The sequence below is a fragment of the Lentzea sp. NPDC005914 genome (assembly GCF_040629405.1).
Taxonomy (GTDB): Bacteria; Actinomycetota; Actinomycetes; order Mycobacteriales; family Pseudonocardiaceae; genus Lentzea.
In genome coordinates, this window is record NZ_JBEXVQ010000074.1 from 1 (window position 1) to 12,272 (window position 12,272).

Annotated in this window: 13 protein-coding genes and 1 pseudogene; 10 read left to right on the top strand and 4 right to left on the bottom strand. The window is 68.5% G+C overall.

Annotated features, from left to right (window positions below; translation table 11 throughout):
- Positions 1 to 135: 135 nt before the first annotated feature.
- Positions 136 to 1,038 carry a helix-turn-helix transcriptional regulator gene (locus ABZ345_RS46760; protein ID WP_359862139.1) on the bottom strand — a complete coding sequence of 301 codons (903 nt, stop codon included), beginning with the start codon at positions 1,036 to 1,038 and terminating at the stop codon, positions 136 to 138.
- A 284-nt stretch (positions 1,039 to 1,322) separates the two neighbouring features.
- Between ABZ345_RS46760 and ABZ345_RS46765 the strand changes: the two genes are divergently transcribed.
- The gene (locus ABZ345_RS46765; protein ID WP_359862141.1) at positions 1,323 to 1,847 is read left to right on the top strand and encodes a hypothetical protein; all 525 of its coding nucleotides are present in this window, start codon (positions 1,323 to 1,325) and stop codon (positions 1,845 to 1,847) included.
- Positions 1,844 to 2,521: an acVLRF1 family peptidyl-tRNA hydrolase gene (locus tag ABZ345_RS46770; protein WP_359862143.1), complete on the top strand. Its 678-nt coding sequence runs from the start codon at positions 1,844 to 1,846 to the stop codon at positions 2,519 to 2,521. Before ABZ345_RS46765 ends, ABZ345_RS46770 begins: the two co-directional genes overlap by 4 nt.
- Here ABZ345_RS46770 and ABZ345_RS46775 read toward each other — a convergent pair.
- Positions 2,483 to 2,959: a hypothetical protein gene (locus ABZ345_RS46775; RefSeq protein ID WP_359862145.1), complete on the bottom strand. Its 477-nt coding sequence runs from the start codon at positions 2,957 to 2,959 to the stop codon at positions 2,483 to 2,485. The genes ABZ345_RS46770 and ABZ345_RS46775 overlap by 39 nt on opposite strands.
- Before the next feature lie 2 nt (positions 2,960 to 2,961).
- Between ABZ345_RS46775 and ABZ345_RS46780 the strand changes: the two genes are divergently transcribed.
- From ABZ345_RS46780 to ABZ345_RS46790, 3 genes are read left to right on the top strand one after another with little or no spacing between them, the layout of a single operon-like run.
- Positions 2,962 to 3,465, top strand: coding sequence for a SigE family RNA polymerase sigma factor (locus ABZ345_RS46780; protein WP_359862162.1), 504 nt, complete (start codon positions 2,962 to 2,964; stop codon positions 3,463 to 3,465).
- Complete coding sequence (locus ABZ345_RS46785) at positions 3,465 to 3,932, top strand: hypothetical protein (protein WP_359862147.1); 468 nt, start codon at positions 3,465 to 3,467, stop codon at positions 3,930 to 3,932. Before ABZ345_RS46780 ends, ABZ345_RS46785 begins: the two co-directional genes overlap by 1 nt.
- Before the next feature lie 16 nt (positions 3,933 to 3,948).
- Positions 3,949 to 4,422: a GNAT family N-acetyltransferase gene (locus ABZ345_RS46790; RefSeq protein ID WP_359862148.1), complete on the top strand. Its 474-nt coding sequence runs from the start codon at positions 3,949 to 3,951 to the stop codon at positions 4,420 to 4,422.
- Here ABZ345_RS46790 and ABZ345_RS46795 read toward each other — a convergent pair.
- A complete protein-coding gene (locus ABZ345_RS46795; RefSeq protein WP_359862150.1) occupies positions 4,347 to 5,255 on the bottom strand; it encodes an EamA family transporter in 909 nt (302 codons plus the stop codon). The two genes, ABZ345_RS46790 and ABZ345_RS46795, sit on opposite strands and share 76 nt — an antisense overlap.
- Positions 5,256 to 5,335: 80 nt before the next feature.
- Between ABZ345_RS46795 and ABZ345_RS46800 the strand changes: the two genes are divergently transcribed.
- A complete protein-coding gene (locus tag ABZ345_RS46800) occupies positions 5,336 to 6,211 on the top strand; it encodes a LysR family transcriptional regulator (protein WP_359862152.1) in 876 nt (291 codons plus the stop codon).
- Here ABZ345_RS46800 and ABZ345_RS46805 read toward each other — a convergent pair.
- Entirely contained in the window at positions 6,208 to 6,960 is a 753-nt protein-coding gene (locus tag ABZ345_RS46805) for an SDR family oxidoreductase (RefSeq protein ID WP_359862154.1), read from the bottom strand. The two genes, ABZ345_RS46800 and ABZ345_RS46805, sit on opposite strands and share 4 nt — an antisense overlap.
- Positions 6,961 to 7,106: 146 nt before the next feature.
- On the opposite strand from ABZ345_RS46805, the gene ABZ345_RS46810 reads away from it, so the two are divergent.
- The 4 genes and pseudogenes from ABZ345_RS46810 (at position 7,107) to ABZ345_RS46825 (ending at position 11,952) form a co-directional block, all read left to right on the top strand.
- Positions 7,107 to 8,735 (top strand): ABC-F family ATP-binding cassette domain-containing protein, encoded by a 1,629-nt coding sequence (locus tag ABZ345_RS46810; RefSeq protein WP_359862156.1) that lies wholly within the window; start codon positions 7,107 to 7,109, stop codon positions 8,733 to 8,735.
- Between the two features lie 166 nt (positions 8,736 to 8,901).
- Positions 8,902 to 9,120 (top strand): annotated as a pseudogene (locus ABZ345_RS46815) (helix-turn-helix domain-containing protein); the annotation flags it as partial.
- A 59-nt stretch (positions 9,121 to 9,179) separates the two neighbouring features.
- Complete coding sequence (locus tag ABZ345_RS46820) at positions 9,180 to 9,992, top strand: enoyl-CoA hydratase/isomerase family protein (protein ID WP_359862158.1); 813 nt, start codon at positions 9,180 to 9,182, stop codon at positions 9,990 to 9,992.
- Positions 9,993 to 10,077: 85 nt separating this feature from the next.
- Complete coding sequence (locus ABZ345_RS46825; protein ID WP_359862160.1) at positions 10,078 to 11,952, top strand: ABC transporter ATP-binding protein; 1,875 nt, start codon at positions 10,078 to 10,080, stop codon at positions 11,950 to 11,952.
- Positions 11,953 to 12,272 lie beyond the last annotated feature (320 nt).

The window sequence follows — 12,272 nt, forward strand, 5'->3', positions numbered from 1 at the left end:
GCCGACGAGAGCCCTGAACGACCGACCTGTCCCGGATCTCGAACTCCATCGCAACCCCTCAACCAGGGTGTTGCGACGACTCCTAGAACCCAAGCTCACGAGCCGGGGGCCTTCTCGTTGGAACTGTGAGGACTTCTAGCGGTTCGGCCACTCCCAGCGGATGCCGAACACACCTGGTCCGAACCCGAGTGCCACGGCGTGCACGCCGCCGCCCGAGTCCAGGGTCAGGTTGCGGCGCCGCGACGGAGTCTCGTCGCCCGCGGGCACGCTGTACTGCTGCACGCGCGAGGGCAGGTTCGCCTCGTCGAAGCGGACCTCGATGACGTACTCGCGGACCGGGAGGCGGAACTTGCGCGCGAACGTGTTGTTGCCCTTCGGCGCGTGGCCCTCGGGGAACACCAGTTGGTATTCCATGATGAGGGTCTCGCCGCGGGTCAGCGGACGTTCGAACATCATCTCGGCGACCATGATGTTGGCTTCGTGGTCGCGTGCGATCCGGCCCAGGTGGCAGTTGCGCACGTTGACGATCTCGGGAAGAACATCGCTCTCCTCGGTCTCGAACACGAGCGCCCAGCGGTCGGGGCCGTCCTGCTCCGCGCGGAGGATCTGCCGCACCCACACTGATTTCTGCCCGCCGTCGGCAGAGATCTCGATGCGGTCGTGCTGGCTGATCCTGCCGAGCTTCAGGTCGGACGTGGTGTCGACCTTCGAGAGCAGGTTCGCGACCCGCTCACGACGCGCCCAGAGGGCGTCGATCGGCATCATCGTCGTCGGGCGGCAACGGCGGCCTCGCGGACGAGGTGGGCCGAGCAGCGCCGACAGACCCGACTGAGGCACGCCCAGGACCGACTCGAGGTGCCGAAGCGCCTCCAGCGATTCAGGGCGTTCCGGCCTTCGCCGGCCTGACTGCCAGTAGCTGAGCGTCGCGACGCTGATGGTCACGCCGCGCAGTGCCAACCGGTGCTGGATGCGGTCGAGGCTGAGACGGCTCGCCTTGATCGCAGCCCTCAACGCCTCCGGGAATGGTCCCGTGGTCAAGAGTTGCGTAAGGCTGCCGTGGCCCGTTGAGTCAGTGTCTTCAACGGTCAGTGTTGGTCGACCGGCAGCAGTGGTCATGGTGACTCCCCGCTGTCATAAGATCACGCCCCAGTGACCCTACCCGTCCGTGAACATCGCTGGTCGGAGCCGGATGGAGTCAATGGTTAATCCATACGGTTGATGAGTTCACGCTTTCGAGACTCATCTGTCAAGCGATCCGAACCGATCAGTAACATCCCTGTGCAGTTCACGCCTCGTATCGAGATGGCTCTAGTGTGTGTCCGGTGAACGACCTCGACGTGCTGACCTCCGTGGCCGGCGCGGTGCTCGGACCCGGTCCGCACGCGGTTGTCGACCTGCTCGACGTGGTGCCCGGCGTCCAGGTGGACGCGGTGCGGGCCACGGACGACCTGCTGCCCCGGCTGGCGCACGAGGAATCCCTCGCGAACATCCTCCTGCTCGCCCACGCGTCGCTGCGACCCGGCGGTGTTCTGGTGGCCGCGGTCCCGGAACTGGACCGGCTCGGCGCGTTGAGGCCGACCGCTCCGCCGCCCAAGGTGCACGGCGACCGGGTCACGGTGCAGCTGTGGGACTGGGCTCCGGACGGCCTGTCGTACGGCCTGGAGGTCGTGACGCTGCTGAGGGGCATCTCGGGGTGGGAGATCTCCGCGACGGCCTCCACGCGCCACAGGGTTCTGCCCGCGGCTGAGATGGAGGACACGCTGAAGGCCGCCGGGTTCATGAGCGTTCAACGACTTTCCCCAGGCGAGAGCGGCTACCGCGTGCCGGTGTGGGTGGCGGTCGCGTGAGCCGGGTGCGGCCGGTTCCCGGTGGACGGGCCGTCGAGGTCGAACCGGAACGCGTCGAGGGCTGGATCGCGAGGTTCGCGGACCGGCACGGCGCTGTCGACATCACTGTCGGCGACCACGTGCGAGTCGTCGCGGCCGACGGCGCCACGGCCACGTTCGCCACGCGCGGTGGTACCTCCTTGGAAGAGGTGGTTGACAATCTGACGGCACCCCGCCGGATCGGCCTGGTCCTCGTGCGGCTCGGCGGGCACAGCGTCGGCGTGGCGTTCGGCGGCAAGGTCGAGGTGTCCGCGACCGACCGCAAGCAGGTGCACGGCCGCATCCGGGCCGGCGGGTGGTCGCAGCAGCGGTTCGCCCGGCGCCGCGAGGGGCAGGCCCGCGTCGCGCTCCAGGCGGCCGCGGACGACGTGTTCCGGGTTCTGGTCCCGAGGCTCGCCCAGGTGGACAGCGTCGTGCTCGGCGGCGACTGGCAGGCGCTGGACGTCCTGCGCAACGACCGCAGGCTGCGAGACGTCTTCGCCAAGGCAGAGGACCGGGTGCTGGACGTGCCGGAACCTCGGCGCTCGGTCCTGGACGAGGCCGCTGAACGGGCCCGCTGCGTTGAGATCGTGATCCAGGACACAGAGGCAACCGGATCATCGGCCGACCGCATGGATACGGGTGAGGGTGCCTGACAGAGGCGCCACTGACCTGCTGGAGTCGCAAGTGCGCAAACGAATGGTGATCGTGGCCGGAGCGGTGGCCCTGGGGGCCGTCGGCATCGCGGTGCCCGCGCTGGCGCTGAGCGGCGGCGGCAACCCCACGCCGCCCACGACCTCGGCTCCGGCGACGACGGTCACGACTTCGCCGGGCGCCCCGTCGTCGCCGGTGACGACTTCTCCGGGTGCACCGTCCTCGACGGTGACGACCTCGCCGGGTACGCCGTCGACGACGAGGAGCACCACGCCGGGAGGGCCGTCGAGCACGGCGCCGCAGTTGCCGACGACCTCGCCGATCCAGCCGACGCCGTTGCCGACCCGTCCGCCGACGACGTCGTCCCCGGTGTCGACGACGATCCCGCCGCTCCCGACGACGCCGCCGGTCTCGTCGAGCCCGGCCCGGTGAGGAGCCACCGCTGAACTGGGAGGCCGAGTTCACCGACTGCTTCGACCGGTGCGCCGACTCGATGCGCTTCACGGCGTTCTTGTTGTGCGGTAACTGGCACGAGGCAGAAGACGTGATGCAGTCGGCGTTCTTGAAGCTGTACCTGGCCGGTCCCAAGCTCAGCGACCGGTCGGGGCTCGAACCGTACCTGCGTCAGATCGTCGTGCGGACGTTCCTCGCCGAACGCCGGAAAGTGCGATGGCGCAGGGAGAAGCTGACTGACGCACCCCCAGAGGGCCTGTCCTCCGCCGCAGGGGCGGAGGACAGGCTCGTGGTGTGGCAGGCGCTCACCGGCGTGCCCGCACGCCAACGCGCTGTGCTCGTGCTGCGCTATTGGCACGATCTCAGCGTCGAGGAGACGGCGACGGCGCTGAACTGTTCGACCGGAACCGTGAAGTCGCAGAGCAGCAAGGGCCTGGAGACGTTGCGGCGCAAGCTGGGGCCTGAGTTCGATCACTTGAGGCTGGAGGTGTGATGGTTCGCGAAGACGATCTGCGGGCGACTTTCTCCGCTCTGCACGGGGAAGAAGCACCGCCGCGTGCCGTCACGGCCGCCGACCTGATCCAGCGCGGCCAGGCCGTGCGGACCCGCCGGCGCACCATCGCCGTGGTCGGCACCGGGCTCGCGACCGTGGGTGTCGTGGCCGTCGCGCTCGCCGTGCTGCCGTCCGCGAAGCCGCCGGAACCGCTGGTGCCCGGGCCTTCCACGACGACCTCGACGCCGCCGCCGTCCTCGTCTCCGTCGCCCGTGCTGCCCACGACGCCGATGAGCACGCCCGAGTCGACGCGGACCACGACGCCGCCGGGCTCGACCCAGCCACCGTTGCGGGTGACGACGTCGGTGAGCCCACCGGGGGTGCCGTCGGGGACCAGCCCGCAGACGTCGGTCAACACCACGTCGCCCTCGAGTCACGTGGAATCCGTTCCGCAGACTTCTCGCTGAGCGGCACAATCCGGGCATGACTGCCCAGATCAGGCTCGTCGAGATCACCGACGCCAACCGCGACGCGGTGATCGCCCTGCGCGTGCACCCCGCACAGGAGAAGTTCGTGGCGTCCGTGGAGACGTCCTTCCGGCACGCGCAGGCGTATCCCGACGCCAAACCGTGGTTCCGCGCGGTCTACGACGGTGACACGCCCGTCGCCTTCGTCATGCTGAGCTGGAACCTGGTTCCCCGGCCGGAGTGGCGCGGGCCGTACTTCCTGTGGCGGCTGCTCGTGGACGCCCGGTTCCAGGGCCGCGGCTACGGCACCGCGATCCTGGACGAGGTCGTGCGGTTGATCCGAGCGGACGGGGCGACCGAGCTGATCACCAGCTACATGCCGGGCGAGGGCTGCCCCGAGCCGTTCTACCGCGCCTACGGCTTCGAGCCGACGGGGGAGATCGACGCGGAGGGCGAGCCGATCCTGGCGCTGGACCTCACCGGACGCTGACTCGCGACGATCGCGGCCAGGGCGAGCGCGAAACCGAGGAGCTGCACCAGGTTCAGCGTCTGACCGAGCACCACGACCCCGAGCAGCGCCGCCACCATCGGCGACAGCAGGCCGAGCATCGACACCGACGTGACCGGCAGCGTCGTGATCGCGCGGAACCACAGCACATAGGCGAGCAGACCGCCGATTCCGCCGAGCCACAGGTAGCCGATCAGCGCCGGGAGACCGATCGCGGGCGGCGCGCCCTCGACCAGGAACGTCACCGGCACCAGGAACACCCCACCCGCGGTGAGCTGCCAGCCCGCGAACGCCGTCGGGCTCGCCTCCGCCGGCCTGCCCCACTTCTTCGTCAGCGTCACGCCGAGCGCCATCGTCGCGGCGCCACCCAGCCCCGCCAGGACGCCGATCACGTCGAACCCGGCCGCCGGGCCGAGCACCACCAGGCCGACGCCGACCATGCCGATCACGCCCCACGCGAGCCGCCACGCCGACGGGCTCTCCTTCAGCACACCCACCGCCAGCAGCGCCACCACGAGCGGCTGCGCGGCGCCGAGGGTGGCCGCGACACCGCCTGGCAGGCGTTCGGCCGCGATGAACAGGAACGGGAAGAACAGGCCGATGTTGAGCACGCCGAGCACTCCGGCCCGCCACCACCAGGAGCCGCTCGGCAGCGTCCGCGTGATCGCGAGCGCGATGAGACCGGCGGGCAACGAGCGGAGCAGGCCGGCGAAGAGCGGGTGACCGGCGGGCAGCAGCTCGGTGGTCACGACGTAGGTCGAGCCCCAGACGACCGGGGCGAACGCCGCGAGCGCGATGCGGAGGTGGTTTCTCACGTCCTCCAGTGTTGGTCGCGGGGATCAATGAGTCCAACACATGCTTTTCATCCGATCCATCGTGATTCAAGATAGATCGAATGGAGCTCCAGCAGCTGCGGTACGTGGTGGCGGTCGCCGAGACCGGCAGCTTCACGAAGGCGGCCCGGCGGTGCCTCGTCGTGCAGTCGGCTTTGAGTCATCAGATCGCGCGCCTCGAACGCGAGCTCGGCGCCCGGCTGTTCGACCGCACGAGCCGCAGCGTGAGACTGACTCCGGCGGGATCGGCGTTCCTGTCGCCGGCCCGGCAGTGCCTCGACTTCGCGGAACGCGCGGCGGCCGAGGTCGCGGCGGCCGTGGGGGAGGTGCGCGGACAGGTCGTGGTCGGCGTGATCCCGACCGTCGCCGCCGTGGACCTGCCCGCCGCGCTGAGGGTGTTCCGCGAGAGGTACCCGCAGGTGCGGGTCGCGTTGCGGATGCTGCCGAGCCACGAGCTCGCCGAGCAGGTGCGCCACGGTGTGATCGACCTGGCGTTCCTCGGACTGCCGCCGGGCGTGAAACCCGAGGGCGTGCGCGGGCACGAGCTGGCGCGCGACGATCACGTCGCCGTGGTGGCACCGTCGCATTCCCTTGCGGGGCAAGCGGAAACCGATCTGCGGACGCTCGCCGACGAGCTGTTCGTCGACTTCCCCGCCGGCTCGCCGGGGCGCATGCAGTCCGATCAGGCGTTCGCCGCGGCCGGGCTGCACCGCGACGTCGCCTTCGAGGTGACGACCGCCGAACTGATGGCGGGCCTCCTGCGGGAAGGACTCGGCGTCGCGGTGCTGCCGTCGCGGTACACGCCGCGGCTGAGCGGGGTGGTGACGGTGCCGATCACCAACGGGCCGTCACGGGTGGAGCACCTGGTGTGGAGCACGGCCGGGCTGACTCCGGCCGCCGCCGCGTTCCTCGACGTGCTCGGTGTCGCGGCCGGTTAGCCCGCGGTGCCGGTGGCGAGCAGGCCGCCGTCGACGCGCACGGTCTCGCCGGTGATCCACGAAGCGCCGTCCGAGCAGAGGAAGGCCACGAGCGAGGCCACGTCCTGCGGCGTGCCGAAGCGCTTCATCGGGTACGCCTGGACGCCTTCCTCCTCGCGGCCGCTCCACAGCGCCTCGGCGAACTTCGTCTTCACCACGGCGGGCGCGACGGCGTTGACGCGCACCTTCGGGCCGAGCTGCCACGCCAGCTCCTCGGTGAGGCGGATCAGCGCCGCCTTGGACGCCCCGTAGGCGCCGATCACGCCGGTGGACCGGATGCCGCCGACCGATGCGATGTTCACGACCGCGCCGCCGTGCTCGCCCATCCACGCCTTCCACGCGAGCTGGGTGAAACCGAGCGCCGCCACGACGTTGACGTCGAAGATCTTCCGGACGGCGTTGAGGTCGGCGTCCATCAGGAACCCGAACTGCGGGTTGATGCCGGTGTTGTTGACCAGGACGTCGAGGCTGCCAAACTCCTCGACCGTGCGCGCCACGACCTCCTCGCGGGACGCGTCGTCGCCCGCGTTGCCCTGGATCGTCAGCACCTTGCCGCCGAGCTCCTGCGCGGCCGCGGCGAGCTGGTCGGCCTTGCGGCCGGTGATGGTGACGGCGGCGCCGCGGGAGAGCAGCTCGCGTGCGATGCCGAGGCCGATACCGCGGGACGCGCCGGTGACCAGCGCGGTCTTGCCCGAGAAGTCTTCGCTCATGGCGGCAATCTATGGGTCAGGCCACAGGTGGGAAATTCGATGGTCGAGATCCCGTAGAATGGGTGTCGTGATCCTCCTGGAGTAGGCCGAACCGGACGTGCCATCCCTTGTCATGCCCGGAGTTCTTCTACTGCTCGGAGTTTCTCTTGATCACCGCAACTGACATGGAGTTGCGCGCGGGCTCACGCATTCTCGTGAGTGGCGCCAACCTGCGCGTTCAGCCCGGCGACCGCATCGGCCTCGTGGGCCGCAACGGTGCCGGCAAGACGACTTCCCTTCGCGTCCTCGCGGGTGAGGGCCAGCCCTACGGCGGCGACATCAGCCGCAAGGGCGAGCTCGGCTACCTGCCGCAGGACCCGCGCGAGGGCGACCTGTCGGTCATCGCCAAGGACCGCGTGCTGTCCGCCCGCGGCCTCGACCAGCTTCTCCGCGACATGGAGAAGGCCCAGACGAAGATGGCCGAGCTGGTCGACCCGGCCGAGCTCGACACCGCCGTCACCAAGTACGGCAAGCTCGAGGAGCGCTTCGCGGCGCTGGGTGGCTATGCCGCCGAGTCCGAGGCCGCCCGCATCTGCTCGAACCTGGGCCTCCCGGACCGCGTGCTGGAGCAGCAGCTCAAGACGCTCTCCGGTGGTCAGCGCCGCCGTGTCGAGCTGGCGCGGATCCTCTTCGCCGCGTCCGAGGCGGGCATCGGCGCCAAGTCGAGCACGGTCCTGCTGATCGACGAGCCGACCAACCACCTCGACGCCGACTCGATCACGTGGCTGCGCGGCTTCCTCAAGTCGCACGACGGCGGCCTCGTCGTGATCTCGCACGACGTCGAACTGCTCGACGACGTCGTGAACAAGGTGTGGTTCCTCGACGCGATCCGCGGCGAGGTCGACATCTACAACCTCGGCTGGAAGAAGTACCTCGAAGCCCGTGCGACGGACGAGAAGCGCCGTCGCCGTGAGCGCGCCAACGCCGAGAAGAAGGCCGGCGCGCTGATGACGCAGGCCGCCAAGATGGGCGCGAAGGCCACGAAGGCCGTTGCGGCGCAGAACATGGCGAAGCGCGCCCAGAAGCTGCTCGACGGTCTCGACGACGTGCGCCAGAGCGACAAGGTCGCGCGGATCACCTTCCCGGCGCCCGCCTCGTGCGGCAAGACCCCTTTGATGGCAGAGGGTCTGAGCAAGTCCTACGGTTCGCTGGAGATCTTCACCGGCGTGGACCTCGCGATCGACAAGGGTTCCCGCGTCGTCGTGCTCGGCTTCAACGGTGCCGGCAAGACGACGTTGCTGCGGTTGCTGGGCGGCAGCGAGAAGATGGACGCGGGCAAGATCGTGCCCGGTCACGGCCTGAAGATCGGCTACTTCGCGCAGGAGCACGAGACGCTCGACCACAACGCGTCGGTGTGGGAGAACATCCGGCACATGGCGCCGGACGAGCAGGAGCAGAAGCTGCGGTCCTTGCTCGGCACGTTCCTGTTCACCGGCGAGCAGCTCGACCAGCCCGCGGGCACGTTGTCCGGTGGCGAGAAGACGCGACTGGCGCTGGCCGGTCTGGTGTCGTCGGCCGCGAACGTGCTGCTGCTCGACGAGCCGACCAACAACCTCGACCCGGCCTCGCGCGAGCAGGTTCTCGACGCGCTGCGGCGGTACGAGGGCGCGGTCGTTCTCGTGACGCACGACCCCGGTGCGGTCGAGGCTTTGGAGCCCGAGCGGGTGATCCTGTTGCCCGACGGCACCGAGGATCATTGGTCGGAGGACTACCTCGAGCTCGTGCAGCTCGCGTGATCTCCACCCCTCAAAGGATTACCGAGCGCACCCTGTGATCAACTGAGTGTGATCGAATCGACCGTTCGGCGATCTCTTCGCTTGATCACCTGGCGTTCTGCGTGAACCTGTTCGATCATTGCGACGACAGGGGCCGTAGAACGGCCCGACCTGCTCGTACGGAAGGCGGGACGAGGTGGCTGACCTGAAGAAGGGTGCCCGGATCACCGGCGCCACGCGGGACAAGCTGGCCGCTGACCTGAAGAAGAAGTACGAAAAGGGCGCGAGCATCCGGGCTTTGGCTGAAAGCACCGGGCGTTCCTACGGCTTCGTGCACCGGGTTCTGTCGGAATCCGGCGTCACGCTGCGCGGTCGCGGTGGCGCCACCCGGACGAAGAAGAAGTAGCTGCAACTCAGACTGCTACTCTCCGGTAACTAGCTTCTAGTTCGCCGGAGGTAATCACCATGCCAGTGCCCGCTATCGACGCTGGCGTGCTCGAGCGCGGTGGTGTTCGGCTCGCGATTTCCGGGCCGCTCGCGACCGTCACTCTCGATCGTCCCGACGTGCTCAACGCACAGACGCCGGCCACCTGGGCGGCGTTGCGGCACATCGGCGAACAGCTGGACCCGGACGTCCGCGTCGTGGTCGTCCGGGGTTCCGGTCGCGCCTTCTCGGCGGGTCTGGACCGGCGCATGTTCACCGGTGAGCCCGTCGACGGCGAACCCGGTGGCCTCGGTGCGATGCTGTCGTTGCCTGCTTCGGAGGCGGACGCTCGGATCGCCTCGTACCAGGCCGGGTTCACGTGGTTGAGCAATCCGGCACGCGTGACGATCGCCGCGGTGCAGGGGCATGCCATCGGCGCGGGCTTCCAGTTGGCGCTGGCGTGCGACTTCCGCGTGCTCGCCGAGGACGCGCAGTTCTGCATGGCCGAGACCGGGCTGGGTCTGGTGCCCGATCTCGGCGGGACGCTGCCTCTCGTGCGACTCGTGGGGTACTCGCGCGCGGCCGAGATCTGCGTGACCTCCCGGCGGGTGTCCGCCGCCGAGGCGTTGCAGATCGGCCTCGCGAACTCCGTCGTGCCCGCGTCCGGACTGGACGAGGCCGTCGAGGCGCTGGTCGCTGCTGTCCTGAAGCCGCTGCCGGGTGCTGTTTCCGAGACTCTGGCCCTGATCGCGTCCGCGGCCGCCGGGCCTTCTCTGGACACGCAGCTCGCCGTGGAGCGCGCCGCTCAGCTGCGCCGGATCTCGTCGCTGGCCGCACTGTCCGCCCAGGGCTGAATTCTCCCAGGTCATGGAATTGTCAGACCCATGTGCTGTTCTATAGGGCGTGGACGGTTACAGCTCCTGGCGATTCATGATGGGGGTGACTACGGACGCGCCTGCCAAGGTGCGCCGCGGCACCTTCCGGCGCGTGCTGGCCTTCGCCGGGCCGCATCGGGCGAAGCTCCTGGTCTTCCTCCTGCTGACGGTGATCTCGTCGGTTCTCGCGGTGACGACCCCGCTGCTCGCCGGCCGGGTGGTCGACGCGATCGTCGGCGGGTCCGCGCCGTCGGTCGTCGTGTGGCTGGCGGTGGTCATCGCGCTGGTGGCCGTCGTGGACGCCGGGCTGGGTGTCGTCGAGCGGTGGCAGTCGACCCGCATCGGTGAGGGGCTGATCTACGACCTGCGGCGTGCCGTCTTCGGCCACGTGCAGAAGATGCCCGTCGCGTTCTTCACCCGGACTCGCACCGGGGCGCTCGTCTCGCGGCTGAACAACGACGTCATCGGCGCTCAGCGGGCGTTCACGTCGACGCTGTCCGGGTTCGTCACGAACATCATCCAGCTGGTGCTGTCGCTCGGCGTGATGTTCACGCTGTCCTGGCAGGTCACGGCGCTGGCGCTGGTGCTGCTGCCGGTGTTCGTGCTGCCCGCCAAGCGGATGGGGCGGCGGATGGCGGACATGCAGCGCGAGGCGTCCTCGCTGAACGCTTCGATGGTGACTCAGTCGACCGAGAGGTTCTCGGCTCCTGGGGCGACCCTGGTGAAGCTGTTCGGGCGGCCCGACCGCGAGGAAGCCGAGTTCTCGGACAAGGCCGCGAAGGTCCGCGACATCGGGATCCGGACCGCTATGGCGACCCGGTGGTTCATGACCGGGCTGACTTTGGTGTCCGCGTTGGCTCAGGCGTTGGTGTACGGGCTGGGCGGGTACCTGGCTTTGACCGGGCATCTGGCTGCGGGCACCGTGGTTTCGCTGGCGTTGCTGCTCACGCGGCTGTATGCGCCGCTGACTGCTTTGGCGAACGCTCGTGTTGACGTCATGACTGCGCTTGTGTCGTTTGAGCGGGTGTTCGAGATTTTGGATCTCAAACCGATGATTCAGGAGCGGGCTGACGCTCGGGGGCTGCCTGCTGGTGCCGTGTCGGTCGAGTTCGACGATGTCCGCTTCGCGTACCCGTCTGCTGACAAGGTGTCGCTGGCTTCTTTGGAGTCTGTGGCCACTTTGGACACTCGGGGTGGGGAAGAGGTGTTGCACGGCATCAGCTTCAAGGCTGAGGCTGGGCAGTTGGTTGCTGTGGTCGGATCGTCCGGGGCTGGGAAGTCGACGCTCGCTTCGCTCGTGCCTCGGTTGTACGACGTGGATTCCGGCTCGGTTCGTCTGTCCGATGTGGACGTTCGGGATCTGACGTTCGAGGCGTTGCGCTCGACTGTTGGTGTTGTGACGCAGGATGGGCATCTGTTCCACGACACGATTCGCGCGAATCTGGAGTATGCGGCGCCCGGGGCTTCTGATGACGAGTTGTGGGACTCGTTGCGGCGGGCCCGGTTGTTCGAGCTGGTGGGGTCGTTGCCTGATCAGCTCGACACGGTGGTCGGGGAGCGCGGGTATCGGCTGTCCGGTGGGGAGAGGCAGCGGTTGACGATTGCCCGGTTGCTGCTGGCTCGGCCTCGGGTGGTGATCTTGGATGAGGCTACTGCTCATCTGGACTCCGAGTCTGAGGCTGCTGTGCAGGAGGCGTTGACTGAGGCGTTGGCTGGGCGGACGTCGTTGGTTATTGCTCACAGGTTGTCGACTATTCGGGCTGCTGATCAGATTTTGGTGTTGGAGCACGGGGAGATTGTTGAGCGGGGGACGCATACCGAGTTGATGAGTGCTGAGGGGCGGTATGCGGATCTCTACAACACTCAGTTTGCTGAGCCGCCTGTGGTTGGGGTTTCTCCTGCGGTTCGGTTTAGTGAGCGGGCTGAGGTTGGGTTTTAGGGGTTTTTAGGGACGCTGGTTTGTGGGTGGGTTGCGTTGCGTTGGGCGGGTCACGTTGCGTGCGTTTCGCGGCTTTGTGGGTGGTCGCCTTGCGTTTGGCGTGTCCTGTTTTAGGGCGCGGGGCTCTGCCCCGGACCCCGCCAATCTGATCAAAGACCAGCCAGCGCCGCTTGCGGGTTGATGGCACGCCTGGTGCTTTCGGCGGCTGCACGTTGCGTAGGTGGTGCGGTCCGGGTGGGGTCCCGTCACGAGCCGAGCCGGAGCGAGCCGCGCCAGGATCGGGGTGTCAACCGGACGAAAAGCGTGTCCGGTTGACACCC

Bases quoted from the DNA above. Each gene is read 5' to 3' on its own strand.
- ABZ345_RS46785 (WP_359862147.1), top strand. From the start codon at position 3,465: ATGGTTCGCGAAGACGATCTGCGGGCGACTTTCTCCGCTCTGCACGGG.
- ABZ345_RS46800 (WP_359862152.1), top strand. From the start codon at position 5,336: ATGGAGCTCCAGCAGCTGCGGTACGTGGTGGCGGTCGCCGAGACCGGC.
- ABZ345_RS46790 (WP_359862148.1), top strand. From the start codon at position 3,949: ATGACTGCCCAGATCAGGCTCGTCGAGATCACCGACGCCAACCGCGAC.
- ABZ345_RS46820 (WP_359862158.1), top strand. From the start codon at position 9,180: ATGCCAGTGCCCGCTATCGACGCTGGCGTGCTCGAGCGCGGTGGTGTT.
- ABZ345_RS46805 (WP_359862154.1), bottom strand. From the start codon at position 6,960: ATGAGCGAAGACTTCTCGGGCAAGACCGCGCTGGTCACCGGCGCGTCC.